Source organism: Streptomyces sp. NPDC058796 (assembly GCF_042745235.1).
Lineage (GTDB): Bacteria > Actinomycetota > Actinomycetes > Streptomycetales > Streptomycetaceae > Streptomyces.
Genome location: NZ_JBHYOP010000012.1, coordinates 124,297 through 146,092, shown reverse-complemented (window position 1 = coordinate 146,092; position 21,796 = coordinate 124,297). Strand labels below are relative to the sequence as shown.

The following is a 21,796-nucleotide window of genomic DNA, read 5'->3' as shown; positions in this document are numbered from 1 at the left end:
CGGGTCGGGACGGGCGTCGTCTCCCCCTGTGGCAGGGGCGCGCTCCGGACGGACGCACAACAGCCGCCTATTCTTCCATGCTGGGAGTCCTGCGCCAAAATCGGCCGTACGGCTCCCCGTCCGGATCCGGCTCCCAGCCCAGGATGGAGAGCATCTCGCGGTCCTTCTTGTCGAAGGCCCCGGGCTCGCACCGCTCGATCAGGTCGGGCCGGTTGGCCGTCGTGCGCCGCAGGGCCTCGTCCCGGCGCCAGCGGGCGATCTTCCCGTGGTGGCCGCTCAGCAGTACGTCCGGGATACCGCGCCCGCGCCACTGCGGCGGCTTGGTGTGGACGGGGCCCTCCAGCAGGTTGGCCATGGCGCCGGGGGCGAAGGAGTCGTCGCGGTGGGACTCGGCGTTGCCCAGGACACCGGGCAGCAGCCGCGCCACGGCCTCGGTGACGACGAGGACGGCCGCCTCGCCGCCGGCCAGGACGTAGTCGCCGATGGACACCTCGTGGACCGGCATCCGGGTCGCGTACTCGTCGATCACGCGGCGGTCGATGCCCTCGTAGCGGGCCGGGGTGAAGATCAGCCAGGGCCGTTCGGAGAGGTGGACGGCGAGTTCCTGGGTGAAGGGCCGGCCACTGGGCGTGGGCACGATGAGGGCGGGTCCGCCGGAGCCCGTCTCGTAGCCGTCGGCCAGGACGGCGTCCAGCGCGTCGCCCCAGGGCTCGGTCTTCATCACCATGCCGGGCCCGCCGCCGTACGGAGTGTCGTCGACGGTGTTGTGCCGGTCGTACGTCCAGTCGCGCAGGTCGTGCACGTGGACGTCCAGCTGTCCACGCGCGCGTGCCTTGCCGACCAGGGAGACGTTCAGCGGTTCCAGGTACTCGGGGAAGATCGTGACGACGTCGAGCCGCATTACGCCTCTTCTCCGGAGGAGTCCTCCGAGGCGTCCCGCGAGGAAGCGATCTCCGCGCGGTCGTCGATCAGGCCGGGCGGCGGATCGATCACCGCGCGCTGCTCGTCCAGGTCGATCTCGGTGACGATCTCCGAGACGAACGGGACGTAGACCTCGCTGCCGTCGGGGCGCTCCACCACGAAGAGGTCCTGGGTGGGCAGGTGGGAGATCTCGGTGATCCGGCCGACCTCGTCGCCGTCCTTGGTCACCACGTCGAGGTCGATCAGCTGGTGGTCGTAGTACTCGTCCTCGTCCTCGGGACGCTCGTCCGGATCGACGTCGGCGATCAGGAGAGTGTTGCGCAGCGCCTCGGCGCCGGTGCGGTCGTGGACGCCGGCGAAGCGCAGCAGGAGGCGGCCGCTGTGGACCCGGCCGGTCTCGATGGTGAGCGGCCCGGCGGAGGCGGGGTCGGTGGCCAGGACGGCGCCGGGCCCGAGCCGCAGCTCCGGCTCGTCGGTGCGGACCTCGACGGTGACCTCGCCCTTGATCCCGTGGGCGCGGCCGATGCGCGCGACTACCAGCTGCACTGTGCTTGATCTCCTGTCGGAACTGCGGCGAGCCGTACGGGGCTACTGCCGTACGGGGCTCACAACGACTGCGGGCCGGGGACGGCCCAGTGGCCCTCCCCGGCCCGAGCCGGTGCTGCGTTCGGCGTCAGCGGACGTGGTCCACGTCGACGAGGTCGACGCGGACGCCCCGGCCGCCGATGGCGCCCACGACGGTGCGCAGAGCGCGTGCGGTGCGGCCGTTGCGACCGATCACCTTGCCGAGGTCGTCGGGGTGGACCCGGACCTCGAGCACCCGCCCGCGGCGCAGGTTGCGCGAGGCGACCTGCACATCGTCAGGGTTGTCGACGATGCCCTTCACGAGGTGCTCGAGAGCCTCCTCGAGCATGCTCAGGCCTCGGTCGACTCGGACTCGGCCGGAGCCTCGTCCTTCTTCTCGGCCTTCTTCTTCTGGGTGATCGCCTCACCCTTGCCCTCGTCGTCGCCACCGAGCGCCTCGAAGGACGGACGGGCCGACTTCTCGGCCGGCTGCAGCAGCGGCGCCGGGGCGGGCTCGCCCTTGAACTTCTGCCAGTCGCCGGTCTTCTTCAGGATGGCGAGCACGGGCTCGGTCGGCTGGGCGCCGACGGAGAGCCAGTACGCCACGCGCTCGGCGTCGACCTCCATCACCGACGGGTTGTACGTCGGGTGGTACTTGCCGATCTCCTCGATGGCCCGGCCGTCACGGCGGGTACGGGAGTCGGCGACGACGATGCGGTAGTGAGGCGAACGGATCTTGCCCAGACGCTTCAGCTTGATCTTGACTGCCACGGGAGTGGGTTCTCCTGGATTTGACGTGGGTGGGCACGGCGGGAAGGCCGCGTGGGGTTGCGGTACCCGAGTGCCCGATGGACGCGTCAGCCGGAGGAGAGAGGGGTCCTGTGCGACTGTCGAGTACAGCTAGCCATTGTGCCACACGCGGGCGGACCCTTCGGACCGAGGGCGGACCGGGCGGACCGGAGGCGCCGCGCCCGGATCCGGCTGCCACGAGCAGCCGGATCCTCAGCCCGCCGCCGCGCCGACCACCTCCGGGATCCGGAACGGCTTGCCGCAGCCGCCGCACATGATCGGGGCCTGCGCCAGGACCGAGGGGACGACCCGCACATTGCGTCCGCAGTCGCAGACCGCCTTCACGCGCACCCCTCCCCCGGAGGAGCCGTGGCGGGCGGCCGGACCGCGGAAGCTGCGGGCCGAGTCGGTCGCGGTGGCGGCGGTGTGGGCCTTCAGCGCGCGCTGGAGGCGCTCGATCGTCGGACGGTAGCGGCGCTTCGCCTCGGGGGAGAGCGTGACCAGCGAGAAGCCGCTGCTGGGATGCGGCTCCTCGGGGTGGTCGAGGCCCAGCTCCTCGGCGATCGCAAGGAATCGACGGTTGTGATAGCGCCCCGCGCGGGAGGTGTCGCGTACTCCGCGCGCGGCGGCGATGCCGTGGACTGCCTCATGCAGCAGTCGCTCGAAGGAGAGCTCGTGCCCGCAGGCGGACGACGACTCTCCGATCAGGGACTCGGGCGCGGCAAGATCCGGCAGCTCGGTGTGGTGCCGCTGAATGTCGGCCCACGCCTGCGCCAGCTCTGCGGCGAGAACAGGTGGTGTCGTGCTCACGTAATGACAACGAGGCGGGGTGCCCCTGTGTTCCTATTCCGGGGCATCCCAAATAATTTGCACGTACCCGTCAGTTGCCGCTGATGCGTCGCGACGAGGGCGGGTGCGCTGATCTGCGGAGAAGCCTCACAGCTCGTCACAAGCTGGTGCGTAGTCCGACGTACGCGCCGGCGCGTAGACCCCGTCCACGCGCCGGGTTGCGTGAGACTCGCGGATGTGCAAGAGGCGTTTTCGGCCGCGGTCGAACCGGAAGGGCGCCACCCGATCGGGCGCATCGCGGGACGCGTCGACGGGAGCGAGGTTACCGGGTGTGCCACCGGCGTGCGGCACCGCCCCTCCCCGGGCCGCTCCACCTCCCGCCGGGGTGCTCCCCCGCCCCGCCGACCTTGGCCGGAACCGCCTCGTCGGCACGGCCACCACCCGCTGTCATCACCGAGGGACGGGTTCCGGCCAACCGCCGGAGGCGTCGGACCGGGGCTACCCGGAGTACCGCACGGCCAGGCCCACGTTGCCGGGAAGTGAAATCTCGCCACTGCGGCGGGGATCGGGCAAACCGGCCCCCGCTACCACTGGACGCCACGGCGAGCCCGGAGTTTCCTGGCATACGGGGGGAGTGCGAGCGCACTGCACGGGGGCCATGGAATCGGGCACGGCGGCAACACTCGGCGATTGGGGCGCTTTCCTATGACACCTACGCTCGTGCGGCAGCACTCATCTCACGCGGGGGCGACGCCCGGCGTGGACCTGCGTGCACGCGCGCGTGACTGGTCCGAGATACAGGAGCGGATGCTCGTACCGCTCTACGAGGCCGTCTACGAGCGACTGGACGTGGGCGGCGGCACACGCGTGCTGGGGCTGGGCTGCGGCTCCGGGCTGGCCCTGCTGATGGCCGCCTCGCGAGGTGCCGCGGTGACCGGGGCGGAGTCCCGTTTCCCGGAGCGGCTGGACCTGGCGCGGCGACGGCTGCTTCCCGAGGCGCCCGGCGCGTCGGACGTACGCGTGCGCGCCGACGACGTACCCGCGCGTGCCCAATCGGTACGGGCGGACGCGGTACGGCTCGTCGAGGGGACCCCGCGGGACGCGGCGGACCCGTCGTTGCCGGCGTTCGACCTGGTGACCGCCTTCGAGCCGATCGGGTGCCTCGCGGGCGACTCGGACGGGCTCGCCGGACTGCTCGCCCGGGCCACGCCGCTCGCCGCGCGGGGCGCGGCCGTCGTGCTGGCCGGCTGGGGCCCGCCGGAGCGGTGCGCCACGACGTCGGTGCTGCGGGTGGCCACCAAGCTCGCGGACCCGTTGCGCAGCGCGGGCAGCTGGCGCCCCGCTCTCCGTGACGACCTGGAGGAGGTCGCCCAGCGGGCCGGGCTCAGGCCGGACGGCTCGGGACGGGTGGCGTGCCCCTTCGGCTACGCCGACACCGGCAGCGCGGTGCGCGGTCTGCTGTCGACCGGCCTGTTCGACGCGGCGATCGCGGCGACCGGCCAGGAACAGGTCGACAAGGAGCTGACCGAGGCCCTGCATCCGCACCAGCGGCCGGACGGGACCGTGTGGATGCCGAACGTGTTCCGGTACCTGATCGCCCGGATTCCCTGACGACCGGTTCCGACCGGGCGGGCGCGGCACCTGAACAGCTCCTTCGAGCACAGGTGCGATGCAGGTGTGAATGGTGTGAAGATGCCGGTTCAGGCACTCGCTCCATCCTTCAGGCGGATCTCGGGCCCTTTAGTCTGATCCACCGTTCGGGGGAAAGACACATCTGCATACAGGAGCCTGTAGTGCCGCACCACAAGACCGCGCTGCGCCTCGCCGCGCCCGTCGCCGTCCTCGCCCTGGCCCTCACCGCGTGCGGGGGCGGAGACGACACCGACGCCGACGCGAAGGGCTCGTCCAGCCCCGAGGCGCCCGCGTCTCCGTCCGAGGCGGCTTCGGGCGGCGACCTGGCGACCGGCGAGAGCGCGACGGGGAAGGTCGCGGAGGACCCGGGCGAGGTCACCTACGAGATCGTGGCGCAGAAGGTGGACGTCGGCACCGAGGCCGAGGCCGCCAAGGCGGTGGCGGACGCCGCGGACGCCAAGGGCAAGGTGCTGGCCACCGCGCACGTCAAGTACACGCACAAGGGCGGCCCGGCCCTCACCGACGGCTCCAGCGTGCACGACGGCACCACGGTCTTCGCCGACGGGCAGCGCGGCGGCGTCCTCATCGGCGCCTCCGAGGACGCCCCGGGCTGCGAGGACCCGTACGACGTGGACAGCTGGAAGCAGGGCGAGAGCCACGTCTTCTGCGAGACCTACGTGATCCCCGCGGGCGCCACGAGCGTCGAGGTCCACTGGGAGGAAGAGGACGGCGAGCCCTACGTCTGGAAGTTCCCGCAGAAGTAGGTCCCCGCGCGGAGGCGCTCACGGAAGCGGACCTCCGCGCGGAGGCGCATCAGGAGGGCCGGACGGTGATCAGGCCTCCGGCCCCTCCTTCGTCAGCCGGGTGATCCCGGCAATCCGGTAGGCGTCCGCCTCGTCCAGCGTCTCGTTCGCGAGCAGCGCCTCGGCGAGGGCGTCGAGCCGCCCCCGGTGGTCGCGCAGCTTGTGCACCGCCTCCGCGTAGCACTCGTCGACGACCCGCCGCATCTCGCCGTCGATCGCGTCGAGCGTCGCCGGGGCGGCGGCGAGCCCGTACGCCTGCTGGGCGTCGCCGGGCCAGCGCGGAGAGCCGGCCGACCTGCCGGCTCATCCCCCAGCGGCCGACCATGCCGCGCGCGATCCGGGTGACCTGTTCGAGGTCGCTCTCCGAGCCGGTCGTGATCACGTCGTACACCACCTGCTCGGCCGCCATCCCGCCGAGCGCGCCGATGATCCGCCCGCGCAGGTACTCCTCGGTGTACGCGTACTTGTCCGCGTCCGGCGTCGACAGCGTCACGCCCAGCGCCCGGCCGCGCGGCACGATGGTGATCTTGCGGACGGGGTCGGCGCCCGGCTGCAGCATCCCCAGCAGGGCGTGCCCGCTCTCGTGGTAGGCGGTGCGCCGCCGCTCCTCCTCGGGCATCACCAGGGGACGTTCGGCGCCGAGCTGGACCTTTTCCAGGGCCTCGGAGAGGTTCGCCTGCGTCACCCGGTCCTGCTTCCGCTTGACGGCGATCAGCGCGGCCTCGTTGGCGAGGTTGGCCAGCTCGGCGCCGGTCATGCCCGGGGTCGTGCGGGCGACCTGGGCGAGGTCGACGTCGGGGGCGAGCGGGATCTCGCGGGTGTGGATCTCCAGGATCGCCTTCCGGCCGCCCCGGTCCGGCGGCGAGACGCTGACCACCCGGTCGAAGCGGCCGGGACGGGTCAGAGCGGCGTCCAGGATGTCGGCGCGGTTGGTGGCGGCGATGACGATCACGCCCTCGGCGCCCGAGAAGCCGTCCATCTCCGTGAGGATCTGGTTCAGGGTCTGCTCACGCTCGTCGTGGCCGCCCATGCCGGACCCGCCGCCACGGGCCCGGCCGATGGTGTCGATCTCGTCGATGAAGATGATCGACGGCGCCACCTTGCGGGCCTCGGCGAACAGCTCCCGCACCCGGGAGGCACCCACGCCCACGATCATCTCGATGAACTCGGACGCGGACGCGGAGAAGAACGGCACGCCGGCCTCGCCGGCCACCGCGCGCGCGAGCAGCGTCTTCCCGGTGCCGGGCGGCCCGGACAGCAGGACGCCCCGGGGCATCTTGGCGCCCATGCGGCGGTAGGCGCCGGGGTTCTTCAGGAAGTCGACGACGTCGCTGAGCTCGCCCTCCACCTCGTCGATCCCGGCGACGTCCGCGAACGTGGTGCGCTGCTTGCCGGGCTCCAGCTCGACCGGCCTGGGCGGCGCCTTGCGGCCGAGCATGCCGCCCGCCCCGCCGCCGAGGGCACCCCGCATCCGCCGGGCGATGAAGATCCACAGCACCACCAGGAGCAGCATCGGCGCCAGCGCGATCAGCAGGTTGACCAGGAAGCTGCGCTGCTGGACGACGGGTTCGGCGGTGACGGTGACGTTGTGCTCGGTCAGCTCGCCCCAGAGCCGGTCGTCGGCGAAGGTGGGCCGCTCCGTCGTGAACTTGGTGTACGTCCCGTCGCCCTCGGGATTGTCCCGGGCCTTCTTCAGCTGGCCCTGGATGGCGTCGCCCTTGGCGTAGATCTTGCTGACGTTGCCCGCGTCGACCTGCTTGCTGAACTCCGTGTAGGAGATCGTCGGCTCGTCGCCCTCGTTGAAGAAGGAGAGCACGAGGTTGGCGATGAGGTAGACGACCAGCGCGGCCAGGACCAGGTTCCACCAGCCGCCCCGCATCCTCCTGCCACCGGAGGGCGGCTTCTCGGGCTCGTCGGGCGTGCCCTCGGTGCGCCAGGGCGGCTCGGGGGCCTTGCGCGGCGGGGACGGGTTGGTCATACCGGGACGTTACGACAGGAAAGCCGCGCGGGCATGCGGGTGTACGACGCTGGGGGCGCCCCTCCGGGAAGGGGCGCCCCCAGGGACGTACGGACGAGGGCGTCAGCCCATGAACTTCTTGAACTCGTCCGGGAGCTCGAAGTCCTTGCCGCCCTGCTGCGGCAGCCCGAGGGCACCCCCGCCCTGCGCGGCGGCGGCGCGGCGGGCGGCCTCCTCCTGCTCCTGCTGCTTGCGCTTCATCGGGTTGCCGGAGCGCTGCTTGCCCTTGGACTTCTTCTGCTGCTTCTTCTGCCGGCCGGGACCGCCACCCATGCCGGGCATCCCCGGCATCCCGGGCATGCCGCCGCCCTGGGCCATGCGCGACATCATCTTGCGGGCCTCGAAGAACCGCTCGACCAGGTTCTTCACCGCGCTGACCTCGACGCCGGAGCCCTTAGCGATGCGGGCGCGGCGCGAGCCGTTGATGATCGTGGGCTCCTGGCGCTCGGCCGGGGTCATCGACTTGATGATGGCGGCCGTGCGGTCGACGTCGCGCTCGTCGAGGTTGTTGATCTGGTCCTTCATCTGGCCCATGCCGGGCAGCATGCCGAGCAGCTTGCTGATGCTGCCCATCTTCCGGACCTGCTCCATCTGGGCCAGGAAGTCGTCCAGGGTGAAGTCCTGGCCCTTCTTGGACGCCAGCTTGGAGGCCATCTTCTCGGCCTCTTCCTGACTGAACGTCTTCTCCGCCTGCTCGATCAGGGTGAGCAGGTCACCCATGTCGAGGATGCGGGAGGCCATCCGGTCGGGGTGGAAGGCGTCGAAGTCCTCGAGCTTCTCGCCGTTGGACGCGAACATGATCGGCTTGCCGGTCACCGAGGCGATCGACAGGGCCGCGCCACCGCGGGCGTCACCGTCCAGCTTGGACAGCACCACGCCGTCGAAGCCGACGCCGTCGCGGAAGGCCTCGGCGGTGTTGACCGCGTCCTGACCGATCATCGCGTCGACGACGAAGAGGATCTCGTCGGGGCTGACGGCATCGCGGATGTCCGCGGCCTGCTGCATCAGCTCCTGGTCGATGCCCAGGCGGCCGGCGGTGTCGACGATGACCAGGTCGTGGACCTTGGACTTGGCGAACTCGATGGAGTCCTTGGCGACCTTCACCGGGTCGCCCACGCCGTTGCCCGGCTCGGGTGCGTAGACCGCGACTCCGGCGCGCTCGGCGACGACGCTCAGCTGGTTGACGGCGTTGGGGCGCTGGAGGTCACAGGCCACCAGCAGCGGCGAGTGCCCCTGCTCCTTGAGCCAGCGGCCCAGCTTGCCCGCGAGGGTGGTCTTACCGGCACCCTGGAGACCGGCCAGCATGATCACCGTCGGCGGCTGCTTGGCGAAGCGCAGGCGGCGGGTCTCGCCACCGAGGATGCCGACCAGCTCCTCGTTGACGATCTTGAGGACCTGCTGGGCGGGATTGAGCGCCTTGGAGACCTCGGCGCCCAGGGAGCGCTCCTTGACCTTCTTGATGAAGGCACGGACGACGGGCAGGGCGACGTCGGCTTCCAGGAGCGCGATGCGGATCTCGCGGGCCGTGGCGTCGATGTCCGCCTCGGTCAGCCGTCCTTTGCCCCGGAGGGATTTGAAGGTGGCTGACAGGCGGTCGGAGAGAGTATCGAACACGGCGGCGTAGGTCCTCGCGTCGGCGTTGGTGTGGGTCGCCCTCCAGGGTATCCGGCCCGGCAAGCAAATCGTCCCTGCCTGCTGCAGAGAGCGGGCAGGGACCGGCAGCCCCGCGCCCGCGGGGAGCAGCTTGCGTCCATGTCGGCCTCGGGAAAACCGGCCCGGACCACCCCGCACCGCGGGGGGCACATCCGGTTGACGCACGCCCCGGCCATGAGGTCACGCCCGCAGCAACTCCTCCAGCTCCCTGGCCACGGACACCGCCTCCTCCCCCAGCAACGGCGCCCCTTCAGCCCCGGTCACATAAAAGGCATCCACCGCGTTCGCCCCCAGGGTGCTGACATGCGCACTCCGCACCCGCACCCCCGCCCCCTCCAGCGCCCGCCCGAGCCGGAACAGCAGGCCGGGTGCGTCCTGCGCCCGGACCTCGATCACCGTGGCCAGCCGGGAGGCGGCCGGGGCGACCGTCACCCGGGGCGGGGGCGGCGCCACGCCCCGGCGACGCGGGTAGGCGGCGTCGCGTTCGGCGAGCCGCGCGGCGACGTCCAGGGTGCCGTCCAGGGCCCGGACCAGGTCGGCACGGAGCCGGGTGGCCTGCGGCAGCGAGCCGTACTCGGCGGCGACCCGCCAGTCCAGCAGCAGCACAGAGCCGTCCACGCCGTCCGGCAGCGGCAGGGACCGCAGCTCGGCGGTGCGGACGGTCAGCCGGTGCAGGGCCAGGACCCCGGCGACCGCGGGGAGCACGCCCGGCTGGTCGGGTACGGCGATCAGCAGCTCCACGCCGAGCGGCTCGGGGCCGGCGGCCGGCGAGGGACCAGCCGGTGCGGCGTCGGCCGACGGCTCCGTCTGCGCCCGCAGCGCGAGCACCGGCGCGCCCGTGCGGAACGCCTCGACGGCGAGCCGTTCCTGCTCCGCGGTGGGCGCGCCCGCCTCGGGCTCGGCGGGCGGGTCCCCGGCCAGCACCGCCGAGACCCGTTTGACCAGGTCGGCGACGAGAGAGCCGCGCCAGGACGACCAGGCTGCCGGTCCGGTGGCCAGCGCGTCCGCCTCGGTCAGGGCGTGCAGCAGTTCCAGGGTGCCCTCCGAGCCGACCGCCTCGGCGACCGTACGGACGGTGGCCGGGTCGTCGAGGTCGCGCCGGGTGGCCGTCTCGACGAGCAGCAGGTGGTGGCGTACGAGGGTGGCCAGGACGGCCGCGTCGGCGCGGTCGAAGCCGATGCGGGCCGCCACGTCCCGGGCGATGGTCTCCCCGGCCACCGAGTGGTCCCCGGGCCACCCCTTTCCGATGTCGTGCAGCAGCGCGGCGACCAGGAGCAGGTCGGGCCGGTGGACCCGGCGGGCGAACCCGGAGGCGCGGACGGCGGTCTCGATGAGGTGCCGGTCGACGGTCCACACGTGGACGGCGTTGCGCTGCGGGCGGCAGCGCACCCGCTCCCAGTCCGGCAGCAGCCGGGTGATCAGCCCTTCGGCCTCCAGCGCCTCCCACACCTGCACCGTGGGCCCGCCTGATCCCAGCAGCGTCACCAGCTGCTCCCTCGCTTCGGCGGGCCAGGGCGTGGGCAGCGGGCCCGCGGTGGCCGCGAGGCGCCGTACGGCGTGCAGGGAGAGCGGGAGCCCGGCCTGGGCGGCGGCGGCAGCGGCGCGCAGCGGGAGGACGGGGTCGCGTTCGGGGCGCGCGGTGCGGGCGAGCACCACCTCGCCGTCCTGCTCCACGACGCCCTCGGCGAGCGGAGAGCGCTCGGGGACGGGTTTGCCGCCGCCCAGCAGGGCGCGCAGCCTCGGCCGTACGGAGCGTGCCCGCAGTACGCGGCCCACCTCGCGCCAGGTGACGTCCCCGGCGTAGGAGATGACGCGGGCCGCCTCGTACACCTGCCGCAGCAGCGCGTCGGCGTCCAGCAGCCCCAGCTCGGCGGCCACCTGGTCCTGCTCCTGCAGCGCCAGCCGGTCGGTGGCCCGGCCCGTCGCCAGGTGCAGCGCGTCCCGTACGTCGAGCAGGCGGCGGCGGGCGGCGGCGAGGCCCTCGCGCGGGGCGTCGGCCAGCCAGGAGGCGGCGACGGCGCGCAGGGCGGTGGCGTCGCGCAGGCCGCCGCGTGCCTCTTTGAGATCGGGTTCGAGCAGGAACCGCAGCTCGCCCTGGCGTTCGGCGCGCTCGGCGCACAGGTCACGCAGTTCGGGGAGGCGCTTGGGCGCCTGGTTGCGCCAGTCGGCGAGGACGGTGGTGCGCAGCGCGGCGGTCAGCCCCGGGTCGCCGGCGAGGTGGCGGGCGTCCAGGAGGCCGAGGTGGACCTTGAGGTCCTCACCGGCCGTCTTCCGGGCCTCCGCGGGGGTGCGTACGGAGTGGTCGAGGGCGAGGCCGAGGTCCCAGACGGGATACCAGAGGCGGTCGGCGAGGGCGGCGACCGCCTTGTCGTCACCGCCCTCGTGCAGCAGGAGCAGGTCCAGGTCGCTGCGCGGGGAGAGCTCGCCCCGCCCGTACCCGCCGGTGGCGACGAGCGCGACCCCCTTCGCTCCCCCGGCCCCCGCGGCGAAGAGACCGGCCAGCCACCCGTCCGTCAGTTCGGCGAGGGCGGCACGGCGCGGCGGCCCGGACCGCGCCCCCTCGGTGAGGAGGCGCAGCCGGGCCGCCGCGTAGCCGCCGGGTCCGGAGTCCTCTGCTTCCTTCGTCACGTCCGTACTCGTCACCCGGCGGCTCCTGTTCTGTTCGTCGCGCCTCAGAGGGCGTCCGGGCCGCGCTCGCCGGTCCGGACCCGTACGGCCGTGTCGACGGGGACCGACCAGACCTTTCCGTCACCGATCTTGCCGGTGCGGGCCGCCTTGACGACGACTTCGATGAGCTGTTCGGCGTCGTCGTCCTCGGCCAGCACCTCGATGCGGATCTTGGGCACCAGGTCGACGGTGTACTCGGCACCGCGGTAGACCTCGGTGTGGCCGCGCTGCCGTCCGTAGCCGCTGGCCTCCGTCACGGTCAGTCCGTGCACCCCGAAGGCCTGGAGAGCCTCCTTGATCTCGTCGAGCCGGTGCGGCTTGACCACGGCGGTGATGAGCTTCATACGTCCACCTTCTTGCTGTCGGCCTGCTTGCTGTCGGCCTTCTCGCTGTCGGCTCGGGCCGCTGTCGCGGGGGCCGCCGGGAGGGCGGTCGTCCAGGCGGCACCGCCTCCGGCGCCGCTGAAGTCGTACGCGGTCTCGGCGTGCTCGGCCTGGTCGATGCCGGCCACCTCGTCGTCCTCCGGGACCCGCATGCCGATCGTCTTGTGCAGGATCAGGGCGAGGATCGCGGAGACGACCAGGGAGTAGGCGAGGACGCCGAAGACACCGGCGCACTGCTTCCAGAACTGGTCCAGGCCGCCGCCGTAGAAGAGGCCCTCGACGTCGGACTGGCCCTTGCCGGTGGCGAAGAGGCCCACGAGGAGGGAGCCGAGGATGCCGCCGACGAGGTGGACGCCGACGACGTCGAGGGAGTCGTCGTAGCCGAAGCGGTACTTCAGGCCGACGGCCATGGCGCACAGCACGCCGGCGACGACGCCGACGGCGATGGCGCCGAGCGGGGAGACCGCGCCGCCCGCCGGGGTGATGGCGACCAGGCCGGAGACGGCGCCGGAGGCGGCGCCGAGCGTGGTGAAGGCGCCGTGGCGGATCTTCTCGTAGGCGAGCCAGCCGAGGACGGCGGCGCCCGTGGCGACCTGCGTGTTCACGAACATCAGCGCGCCGACGCCGTCGTCGTTGCCGAGCCAGGAGCCGGCGTTGAAGCCGAACCAGCCGAACCACAGCAGACCGGCGCCGAGCATGACCAGCGGCAGGCTGTGCGGGCGCATCGGGTCCTTCTTGAAGCCGACCCGCTTGCCGATGACCAGGATCACGCCGAGCGCGGCGGCACCCGCGTTGATGTGCACGGCCGTGCCGCCGGCGAAGTCGATGACGCCCAGTTCGAAGGCCCAGCCACCGGCGCCCCACACCCAGTGGGCGACCGGGAAGTAGACGATCGTGGCCCACAGGGTGATGAACAGCGCCCAGGCGGTGAACTTGACCCGGTCCGCGAGCGCGCCGCTGATCAGGGCGGGCGTGAGGACGGCGAACATCAGCTGGAAGACCAGGAAGACGAAGACGGGGATGGTGTAGCCGTCCCACAGCTCGGTCAGGCCGATGTCGCTCAGGCCCACCCAGTCGGAGTTCCAGCCGACGATGCTGCCGGTGTCCGTGCCGAACGCCATGGAGAAGCCGTACAGCACCCACAGGACGGTGACGATGCCGAGGCTGATGAAGCTCATCATCAGCATGTTCAGGGTGCTTTTGACGCGGACCATGCCTCCGTAGAAGAAGGCCAGGGCCGGCGTCATGAGCATCACCAGGGCGGAGCAGATGAGCATGAAGCCCGTGTTGGCGGCAGAGAGCTCCGTCTCTGCGGCGAGCGTGATGGCTGGAGCCATCGGCGTCTCCTCGTCGTTGGTACGGCCCCGTGCGGGCGAAGCCTGAGCGGTATGAGGGGTGGGCCGGTTATGCGCCAAGAGATTGGCGCAGCGCGGTTTCGGTGGACGCCCCTCGTTGTTTCGCCGCCGTGACGAAGGCGCTGCGGGTGTTACGCGTCGGTGAACTGCGGGGTGCGGGGCCGGGCGGTCGTTGCCGTGGCGCCGTGTCCCGGCCGGGACGTGAGCCGGCCGCGGCGGGCCTCCGAATGACCTGGCATGGGGGAGCCGAGTCGGGCAGTTCGGGAGGGCCGGCCGCGGCCGGGGCTGGTGGGTTCAGACCGCTTCGGCGGTCTCCGGCAACTCGACCGCGAGCCGTTCGGTCAGGTCGATGACCTCGCCGAGGTCGCCGAAATCGCGTACGGCCGTGTCGACGGTCTTGCGGATGCGGGTGTTGACGCGTTCGGAGCGGACCTTCTTGGCGATGCCCATGGCCTCGACGGCCAGTCCGGTGCTCTGCTCGGGCTCGCGGCGCAGCAGGTGCACGGTGGCCATGCCGATCAGGTTCAGCGCGTAGGAGCGCTGGTGTTCCTCGTCCTGGGCGAACAGCTCGACCGCGCGGCGCATCAGCGGCTCGGCCAGCGAGGCATAGGTGGGGCTGCGGCCGGCGACGTAGGCGAGGTCGCGGAAGGAGTGGCTGTTCTCGCCGTACAGCTCGGCCTCGGAGAAGAAGCGGATCCAGTCGGGGTCCGGCTCGTCCCACTCGTCGGCCTCGGCGAAGGTGTCCTCTGCCATGCGCACCGCGCGCTTGCAGCGGCCGGGCTGGCCCATGTTGGCGTAGGCGCGGGCCTCCATCGCGTACAGCATCGACTGGGTGCGGGGGCTCGCGCAGTCCCGGCTGCCGTACTGCGCGAGGTGGATCAGCTCCAGGGCGTCGTCGGGCCGGCCGAGGTGGATCATCTGGCGGCTCATGCTGGAGAGGATGTACGAGCCGAGCGGCCGGTCGCCGGCTTCCTTGGCGGCGTGCAGGGCGAGGACGAAGTACTTCTGCGCGGTGGGCTGGAGCCCGACGTCGTACGACATCCAGCCGGCCAGCTCCGCGAGTTCGGCGGCGACCTTGAACAGCTTGGCCCGGGTGGCCTCGGCCTGCGGCTCCTGGAGGAGGTCGGTCACCTCGTGCAGCTGTCCGACGACCGCCTTGCGGCGCAGGCCGCCGCCGCACTGGGCGTCCCAGCGGCGGAACATCACCGCGGTGGACTCCAGCAGGTCCAGCTCCGGCCTGGACAGGCGCCCGCGCGCGCGTGAGCCCGATACGGACTCGCGCCCGGCGCCGACGGCCGGGGGCGAGGGGACGAGCCAGCGCTGCATGGGCTCGATGAGGGACGGGCCCGCGGAGAGGGCCAGCGAGCTCCCGAGGAAGCCGCGCCGCGCCAGCATCAGGTCGCTGCGCGAGAACTCGCTGAGCAGGGCCACGGTCTGCGGGCCCGTCCAGGGCAGGTCGACGCCGGTCGCCGAGGGGGCGGGGCGGGAGGTGCGCAGGCCCAGGTCCTCGACGGAGACGACGACACCGAAGCGTTCGGAGAACAGCTCGGAGAGGATGCGCGGGATCGGCTCGCGCGGATTCTCGCCGTCGAGCCAGCGGCGCACGCGTGAGGTGTCCGTGGAGATGTGGTTGGCTCCGAGCTGGCGGGCCCGGCGGTTGACCTGGCGGGCCAGCTCGCCCTTGGACCAGCCGCTGCGGGCGAACCAGGAGGTGAGCAGCTCGTTGGGGCGCTTGTCAGCGTGCGAGGCGCCTCCCGCGCTCGTACCGCTTCCGCCGTTGCCGCTCACTGGAACGCCCCCATCCCTGGAACCACCTGTCGCCGAGTGCGCCAAGCCCTATCAGAATGCCGGTGGTCGGGGCCCTCCGTCCGACGGTTGCCACCCTTCGAACGGAAAGCCGAGTTGCCTCCGGCATACCCACGAGTGCATGTGCCCCACGGCTTCATGCACACAAAGTAATCCTACGATCACCCGTCCAGCCATGGCGATTGCGGAATCGCCACCATTCGCCACCCCTTCGAATGAACTCGCGGTGGCCTGCACGCGATTCACTTGACATAGGCCAACCGGGAGTCGGTGCAACGGTGCACTCCGGGGCGTGCGCGGGTCCGCACGCGACCCGGAGTACATCAGGACGCTGTCTGAACCGCGCCACACTGGGGAGTTGGAAGCAGAGAGTCACGTTTCGCGTCCGCTGCGTAACCGCGTCGGGTCGGACCCGTTGGAGGGGGCATGGGCTTCACGATCGGCATCGGCGGCACCCGGGGCATGCGCGACATCCGGTCCGGCGCGCGCCGCCGCGGTCGCGCGACGGAGTGCACCGCGGTGGCCGAGTTCACCGGGCTGTGGGGCTGGGACGTGGTGCCGGGGGCCCGGGCCGCCGCCGGCGCCTGCTCCTGCGGGCGACGCGACTGTCCGGCGCCGGGCGCGCACCCGCTGGACTTCGCGCCCCAGGTGCCCGCCGGGGCCACCCTGGACGAGGCGAGCGAGGCCTGGGCCCAGTTCCCGGGCGCCGCGCTGATGCTGCCGGTCGGGCGGCGGTTCGACGTGATCGAGGTGGCCGAGGCGGCAGGGGTGCGGGCGCTGGCCCGGCTGGAGCGCATGGGCCTGCCCCTCGGACCGGTCACGGCGACCCCGCAGGGCCGCGCCCACTTCTTCGTCGCCCCCGGCGCCGCCGCCGAACTGCCCCGGCTGCTCTACCGCATGGGCTGGGACGACCCCTTGGCCCTGGACCTGCGCGGCCTGGGCCCCGGTGCGTACGTCACGGCCCCGCCCTCCGACCGCGGCGGCCTGGGCGCGGTGCGCTGGCTGCGCCCACCGGCCCTCGACTCGGCGACGAAGCCGCCGGCGGCCCGGCTGCTGCTGGGGACGCTGGCGTACGTCGCCCATCGATCGCGGGTCTGAAGCCGCTGTCGGTCCGGGTCTGATCCGACCGGGCCGGTCCCCGGCCGCGGCTGGTCACCGAAGCGGCCCGCGCCCGCCGAGGCCGGAAGCGTCCGCCGGGACACGGTGCGAGCCGACCGTCCGCGAACCTCCGTGACGGGCCTCCCCTGCCGCACACGGCGAAGCGCCCGTCCCCCGGACGAAATCCGGGAGCGGGCGCTTCCGCTCGTGGTGCCGCGGCGGCGTCATTCGCCGATGAGGGCATCCACGAAGGCCGTCGGCTCGAACGGCGCCAGGTCGTCCGCGCCCTCACCGAGCCCGATCAGCTTGACCGGCACGCCCAGCTCGCGCTGCACCGCGACGACGATGCCGCCCTTGGCCGTGCCGTCCAGCTTGGTCAGCACGATGCCGGTGATGTCGACGACCTCGGCGAAGACGCGGGCCTGGATCAGGCCGTTCTGACCGGTGGTGGCGTCGAGCACGAGCAGCACCTCGTCCAGCGGCGCGTGCTTCTCCACGACCCGCTTGACCTTGCCGAGCTCGTCCATGAGGCCGGTCTTGGTGTGCAGGCGGCCGGCGGTGTCGATGAGCACGACGTCCGAGCCCAGCTCCTTGCCCTCCTTGACCGCGTCGAAGGCGACGGAGGCCGGGTCGCCGCCCTCCGGGCCGCGCACGGTGTGGGCGCCGACCCGCTCGCCCCAGGTCTGGAGCTGGTCGGCGGCGGCGGCACGGAAGGTGTCGGCGGCACCGAGGACGACGCTGCGGCCGTCGGCGACCAGGACGCGGGCGAGCTTGCCGGTGGTGGTGGTCTTGCCGGTGCCGTTGACCCCGACGACCATGACGATGCCGGGCTTGCTGTTCGGCGGCTCGGTCTTGACCTCGCGGTCCATGTCGGGGCCGACCAGATTGATCAGCTCCTCGCGCAGCAGACCGCGCAGCTCCTCGGGGGTACGGGTGCCGAGCACCTTGACGCGCTCGCGCAGCCGCTCGACCAGCTCCTGCGTGGGCTGCACACCGACGTCGGCGGTGAGCAGCGTGTCCTCGATCTCCTCCCAGGTGTCGTCGTCGAGGTGCTCCCGCGAGAGCAGGGTGAGCAGGCCCTTGCCGAGGGCGTTCTGCGAGCGGGAGAGGCGGGCACGGAGCCGGACCAGACGGCCGGCGGTGGGCTCGGGAACCTCGAGCTGAGGGACCTCGAGCTCTTCGACGACGGGCGGCTCCTCGACGGTGGCGGTGCCACCGTCCGGGAGGTCGACCTCCTCTATCGTCCGGCGCGGTTCGTCGCGCGGCGTCTCGGCCTCTTCGCCGACGTGCGGCTCGGTCGGAGGGGCGGTGATGTCGGGCGTGGACGGGGGCGGCGGAGGCAGCTGCTTCTTGCGGCGGCTGCCCACGATCAGCCCGCCGAGCGCGCCGATCACGACCACGGCGATGACTACAGCAAGGATGACGATTTCCATAACCCGTCCAGTATCAGCCATGGACCCCGAGGACCGTCCGTTTGTGGCTTTCCACAAAGGACAAAGGCCACTGGAAGGAAGGAGTCGGATCAAAGTACGATGGTAGAGGCCACGTCAACGCGCGTAGAGTCCCGACCGACTCCTCTTCTCACACGATCGAGGCACGGACCCCCCACATGAGCAAGACCGCCGAGACCGAAGGCGCACTGGAAACCCGCGGCATCGAGCAGGTGCCCGACCACGAGCGCACCGCCCGCACCCGCGAGCTCTTCCCGACCTGGGTCGGCGCCAACATCAGCGTGCTGCTGCTCACGATGGGCGCGAGCCTCGTCGTGGCGTACCAGCTCAACTTCTGGCAGGCCCTGGTCGTCGCGGCCGCCGCCCCGGTCGTGTCGTACGGCCTGGTCGGGCTGATCGGCATCGCCGGCAAGCGCGGTGGCGCGCCCGGCATGGCGCTCTCCCGCGCGGTGTTCGGCCAGCGGGGCAACCTGCTGCCCGGTTCGCTGATCTGGATCGCCCGTTGGGGCTGGGAGACGATCAACGCGGTGACCGGCGCGTATGCCGTGCTCACCGTGCTGGACATCGTGTTCGGCATCAAGGCCAACAGCGCGCTGGACATGGTGACGCTGCTCGCCTTCGTGGTGGCGACGTTCGCGATCTCCGGGCTGGGCATCAACGCCGTGCAGAAGTGCAACAAGTACGCGACGTACCTCTTCGGCGCCTTCTCGGTGCTGGTGCTGGGCTACCTGGTCGTCGACACCGACTGGTCCGCGGTCTTCGACCGGTCCGCCGGTTCGGTGGCCGCGATGATCACGGGTGTCGGCCTGATCGCGGCCGGCGGCGTCAGCTGGATCCCGTCCGCCCCGGACTTCACCCGGTACCTGCCGCGCACGGCCTCCTCGAAGGGCATCGTGGGCGTCACGGTCGGCGGGGCCGGCATCGTCGTACTGCCCATGGTCCTGATGGGCATGATCATGGCCGTGTCCACGCCGGACCTGGCCTCGGCCGCCGACCCGGTGTCCTTCCTCGGTGAGATCCTGCCCACCTGGATCGCCGTGCCGTACCTGCTGATCGCCCTGATCGGCATGCTGCTGATCAACTCGATGTCCATGTACTCGGCCGGTTTCACCGCGCAGACCCTGGGCTTCAAGATCCCGCGTCACTGGGCGGTGTCGGTCAACGCGGTCATCTCGCTGATCTTCGGCGGCGTGCTGATGCTGGTGGCGACCAGCTTCATGGGTTCCTTCATCGCCTTCCTGTCGCTGCTCGCGGTCGCCTTCTCGGCGTGGGTCGGCGTCTTCGGCGCGGACATGCTACGCGGGCGGGAGTACGACGGCGAGGCGATGGCGGACACCACGCGCACCAGCGCGTACTGGTACCGGGGCGGCTTCTCCCCCGCCGCCGTCGCCGCCTGGGCGGTGGGTCTGGTCGCGGGCCTGCTGTTCACCACCTCCGACTGGTTCACCGGCCCGCTGGCCACGAACAACTTCGTCGGCGAGTACGGACTGGGCTGGGTGGCGACGGTCGTGGTCTCCGGCCTGCTGTACGCGGTACTGCCGAAGCCGACGCTGGTCGCGCCGGCGACGACGCCGGCCGAGCGGGTGGCGGAGCAGGAGCACGCGGCCGTCTGAGCCGACCGCGTTCGGTCCGGTGCACCGTCCCCTCTCGTCCTACGGCGAGGGGGGACGTTCGCTTTGTACTCGGCGCGCACACCCCTGGCGGGGACGCGCGGCGCGCCCACGGCCTCCCGCCACGGAGCGGGCGGCGCCCAGCGACGACGGGCGCCCGCCGGCCTGTACGGCGGCGAGGCGACCCCCTGAGCCGCGATGGGTACCCACGGCTCAGGGGTGGCGGCTCCTTAGTACGGGGGGCGGGTGCCCAGGGCCGCCGAGCGCTGCCCCCGGTGGCGGGACGGGAGTGGTGTCGGCCGTCCTACGCGGATACCTCGGGCCACCCCGAGGTCGCGGTCTCCGCGTGCCTGCCGAGGGCTTCGGCGCCCGGGTTGCCGGACCCTTGGACGCGGGTGGGGCGCGCGTCGAAGGGCTCGACCGTGCGGTGGGTGCTCGGGCAGGCGCGACCAGCTCGACTGCGGAGTGCCCCGAGACGCCCGCGTGCCACCGCGGCCGGCACCGCTCGCGGGTGAGTGGTGCCCACTCGCGGGCAGCTGCGCGACGGCGCCGGGACAAGGTGGCCATGTCGGTCGGCGGGCGCTGGCGGCTTGCCGCGCGCACGGCGCCGCCCCGCCCGGTAGGTGACCGGGCGGGGCGGCGGACGGTACGGGGAGAGGGGCAGCGGGGACTTGGCCCTTCTCCCCGAGTGCGGGGGCGGGGCGGTCAGCCCATCTCCTCCAGGGCCTTGCCCTTCGTCTCCTTGACGAACTTCAGAACGAAGGGGATGGAGAGCGCGGCGAAGATCGTGTAGATCACGTACGTGCCGGACAGGTTCCACTCGGCCAGCGACGGGAAGCTCGCGGTGATGGCCCAGTTGGCGATCCACTGCGCGGCGGCGGCCACGCCCAGGGCGGCGGCACGCAGCCGGTTCGGGAACATCTCGCCGAGGAAGACCCAGACGACCACGCCCCAGGACAGGGCGAAGAACAGTACGAACAGGTGGGCGGCGATCAGGGCGACCCAGCCCTGCGTGGCCGGGAGCTTGCCGTCGACCAGGTCGAAGGAGAAGGCCCAGGCCTCCAGTGCCAGGCCGATGACCATGCCGACCGAACCGATCAGGGCGAGCGGCTTGCGGCCGATGCGGTCCACGAAGATCATCGCGATCACGGTGCCGACGATGTTGATGATCGACGTCGTGAACGAGTAGAAGAAGGACTGCGTCGGGTCGACGCCGACCGACTGCCACAGCGTCGCGGAGTAGTAGAAGGCGACGTTGATACCGACGAACTGCTGGAAGACCGACAGGCCGATACCGATCCAGACGATCTTCTTGAAGAGGAAGCTGCCGCCGAGCAGGTCCTTGAAGGAGGACTTCTCCTCGCGGTGCATGGCGTGCTCGATCTCGGCGATGCGGGCGTCGAAGTCGACGTCCTTGCCCTCGACCTCTTCGAGGATCTTCTTGGCACGCTCGTGCTTGCCGACGGAGACCAGGAAGCGCGGGGACTCCGGGATGGCGAAGGAGAGCAGGCCGTACAGGACCGCCGGGATCACCATGATGCCCAGCATGACCTGCCAGGCCTCCAGGCCCATCAGCTCACCGCGCTGGTCACCGCCGGCGGCGTTGAGGATCCCCCAGTTCACGAGCTGCGACACGGCGATGCCGATGACGATCGCGGCCTGCTGGAAGGAGCCGAGCCGGCCCCGGTAGGCGGGCGGGGAGACCTCGGCGATGTAGGCGGGGCCGATCACGGAGGCCATGCCGATGGCGAAGCCACCGATGACGCGCCACATGGCGAGGTCCCACAGCGCGAAGGGCAGCGCGGAGCCGACGGCGCTGACGGTGAAGAGGACCGCCGCGATCTGCATGCAGCGGATGCGGCCGATGCGGTCGGCGATGCGGCCCGCGGTCGCCGCGCCGATGGCACAGCCGATCAGGGCGATCGCGATGACCTGGGCCAGCACCGCGGAACCGACGTCGTAGCGGTCCCGGATGGCCTCGACCGCACCGTTGATCACGGAACTGTCGTAGCCGAAGAGGAAACCGCCCATCGCGGCCGCCGCCGCGATGAAGATGACGTGCCCGAGATGATCGGGGTGAGCCGTCCTGGCTCCTGATGTGGATGCCTGCGATGTGCTGGCCACGTGTACTCCTCGGGCTACCGGCAACGCTGCCGGGGTGGTTCGCCTTCGAGATACCGCCAGAAGAGAGCTGAAGGGACCTGAAGGTAAAAGCAACGTTGCAGAGACTATGCCTTCAAGTTTCGAAGTCAATAGGT

General features: G+C 71.8%; 16 protein-coding genes and 1 pseudogene. 4 read left to right on the top strand and 13 right to left on the bottom strand.

Annotated elements, in window-relative coordinates:
- Positions 1–67 precede the first annotated feature (67 nt).
- The 5 genes from trmD to ACFW47_RS28205 form a co-directional block, all read right to left on the bottom strand.
- Entirely contained in the window at positions 68–901 is an 834-nt protein-coding gene (trmD, locus tag ACFW47_RS28225; protein WP_386307498.1) for a tRNA (guanosine(37)-N1)-methyltransferase TrmD, read from the bottom strand.
- Positions 901–1,467 (bottom strand): ribosome maturation factor RimM, encoded by a 567-nt coding sequence (rimM, locus tag ACFW47_RS28220; protein WP_386284864.1) that lies wholly within the window; start codon positions 1,465–1,467, stop codon positions 901–903. Before rimM ends, trmD begins: the two co-directional genes overlap by 1 nt.
- Positions 1,468–1,594: 127 nt before the next feature.
- Entirely contained in the window at positions 1,595–1,834 is a 240-nt protein-coding gene (locus tag ACFW47_RS28215) for an RNA-binding protein (protein WP_003973401.1), read from the bottom strand.
- 2 nt (positions 1,835–1,836) lie between these two features.
- Positions 1,837–2,256: a 30S ribosomal protein S16 gene (rpsP, locus tag ACFW47_RS28210; protein ID WP_073731582.1), complete on the bottom strand. Its 420-nt coding sequence runs from the start codon at positions 2,254–2,256 to the stop codon at positions 1,837–1,839.
- Between the two features lie 231 nt (positions 2,257–2,487).
- On the bottom strand, positions 2,488–3,084 hold the full coding sequence (locus ACFW47_RS28205) for a hypothetical protein (protein ID WP_043379434.1): 597 nt from the start codon (positions 3,082–3,084) through the stop codon (positions 2,488–2,490).
- A 684-nt stretch (positions 3,085–3,768) separates the two neighbouring features.
- Between ACFW47_RS28205 and ACFW47_RS28200 the strand changes: the two genes are divergently transcribed.
- Complete coding sequence (locus ACFW47_RS28200; RefSeq protein ID WP_386307496.1) at positions 3,769–4,674, top strand: class I SAM-dependent methyltransferase; 906 nt, start codon at positions 3,769–3,771, stop codon at positions 4,672–4,674.
- 182 nt (positions 4,675–4,856) lie between these two features.
- On the top strand, positions 4,857–5,459 hold the full coding sequence (locus ACFW47_RS28195) for a hypothetical protein (RefSeq protein WP_386284858.1): 603 nt from the start codon (positions 4,857–4,859) through the stop codon (positions 5,457–5,459).
- Positions 5,460–5,528: 69 nt separating this feature from the next.
- Here the strand turns inward: ACFW47_RS28195 and ftsH are convergent.
- From ftsH to ACFW47_RS28165, 6 genes and pseudogenes are all read right to left on the bottom strand, one after another.
- Positions 5,529–7,476 (bottom strand): annotated as a pseudogene (gene ftsH, locus ACFW47_RS28190) (ATP-dependent zinc metalloprotease FtsH).
- A 102-nt stretch (positions 7,477–7,578) separates the two neighbouring features.
- Positions 7,579–9,129 carry a signal recognition particle protein gene (gene ffh, locus ACFW47_RS28185; RefSeq protein ID WP_386284853.1) on the bottom strand — a complete coding sequence of 517 codons (1,551 nt, stop codon included), beginning with the start codon at positions 9,127–9,129 and terminating at the stop codon, positions 7,579–7,581.
- Positions 9,130–9,348: 219 nt separating this feature from the next.
- Positions 9,349–11,811 carry a [protein-PII] uridylyltransferase gene (locus ACFW47_RS28180; protein WP_386284850.1) on the bottom strand — a complete coding sequence of 821 codons (2,463 nt, stop codon included), beginning with the start codon at positions 11,809–11,811 and terminating at the stop codon, positions 9,349–9,351.
- 29 nt (positions 11,812–11,840) lie between these two features.
- Positions 11,841–12,179 (bottom strand): P-II family nitrogen regulator, encoded by a 339-nt coding sequence (locus tag ACFW47_RS28175; protein ID WP_006346309.1) that lies wholly within the window; start codon positions 12,177–12,179, stop codon positions 11,841–11,843.
- A complete protein-coding gene (locus ACFW47_RS28170) occupies positions 12,176–13,555 on the bottom strand; it encodes an ammonium transporter (RefSeq protein ID WP_386307494.1) in 1,380 nt (459 codons plus the stop codon). Before ACFW47_RS28170 ends, ACFW47_RS28175 begins: the two co-directional genes overlap by 4 nt.
- Before the next feature lie 312 nt (positions 13,556–13,867).
- Positions 13,868–15,361 (bottom strand): hypothetical protein, encoded by a 1,494-nt coding sequence (locus tag ACFW47_RS28165; protein ID WP_386284845.1) that lies wholly within the window; start codon positions 15,359–15,361, stop codon positions 13,868–13,870.
- A 444-nt stretch (positions 15,362–15,805) separates the two neighbouring features.
- Between ACFW47_RS28165 and ACFW47_RS28160 the strand changes: the two genes are divergently transcribed.
- Complete coding sequence (locus tag ACFW47_RS28160; RefSeq protein WP_386284843.1) at positions 15,806–16,477, top strand: bifunctional DNA primase/polymerase; 672 nt, start codon at positions 15,806–15,808, stop codon at positions 16,475–16,477.
- Between the two features lie 224 nt (positions 16,478–16,701).
- Here the strand turns inward: ACFW47_RS28160 and ftsY are convergent, their stop codons facing one another.
- Positions 16,702–17,910, bottom strand: a complete 1,209-nt coding sequence (gene ftsY / locus ACFW47_RS28155; RefSeq protein WP_386284841.1) for a signal recognition particle-docking protein FtsY — start codon at positions 17,908–17,910, stop codon at positions 16,702–16,704.
- 176 nt (positions 17,911–18,086) lie between these two features.
- Between ftsY and ACFW47_RS28150 the strand changes: the two genes are divergently transcribed.
- Positions 18,087–19,541, top strand: coding sequence for a cytosine permease (locus ACFW47_RS28150; protein WP_386284839.1), 1,455 nt, complete (start codon positions 18,087–18,089; stop codon positions 19,539–19,541).
- A gap of 702 nt (positions 19,542–20,243) precedes the next feature.
- Here the strand turns inward: ACFW47_RS28150 and ACFW47_RS28145 are convergent.
- Positions 20,244–21,662, bottom strand: a complete 1,419-nt coding sequence (locus ACFW47_RS28145; RefSeq protein WP_386284837.1) for a sugar porter family MFS transporter — start codon at positions 21,660–21,662, stop codon at positions 20,244–20,246.
- Between the last annotated feature and the right edge of the window lie 134 nt (positions 21,663–21,796).

What these genes read in the sequence shown, in the direction of transcription:
- trmD (WP_386307498.1), bottom strand. Translation starts at nt 901, where the DNA reads ATGCGGCTCGACGTCGTCACGATCTTCCCCGAGTACCTGGAACCGCTG.
- ACFW47_RS28215 (WP_003973401.1), bottom strand. Translation starts at nt 1,834, where the DNA reads ATGCTCGAGGAGGCTCTCGAGCACCTCGTGAAGGGCATCGTCGACAAC.
- ACFW47_RS28200 (WP_386307496.1), top strand. Translation starts at nt 3,769, where the DNA reads ATGACACCTACGCTCGTGCGGCAGCACTCATCTCACGCGGGGGCGACG.
- ACFW47_RS28175 (WP_006346309.1), bottom strand. Translation starts at nt 12,179, where the DNA reads ATGAAGCTCATCACCGCCGTGGTCAAGCCGCACCGGCTCGACGAGATC.
- ACFW47_RS28170 (WP_386307494.1), bottom strand. Translation starts at nt 13,555, where the DNA reads ATGGCTCCAGCCATCACGCTCGCCGCAGAGACGGAGCTCTCTGCCGCC.
- ACFW47_RS28160 (WP_386284843.1), top strand. Translation starts at nt 15,806, where the DNA reads ATGGGCTTCACGATCGGCATCGGCGGCACCCGGGGCATGCGCGACATC.
- ftsY (WP_386284841.1), bottom strand. Translation starts at nt 17,910, where the DNA reads ATGGAAATCGTCATCCTTGCTGTAGTCATCGCCGTGGTCGTGATCGGC.
- ACFW47_RS28150 (WP_386284839.1), top strand. Translation starts at nt 18,087, where the DNA reads ATGAGCAAGACCGCCGAGACCGAAGGCGCACTGGAAACCCGCGGCATC.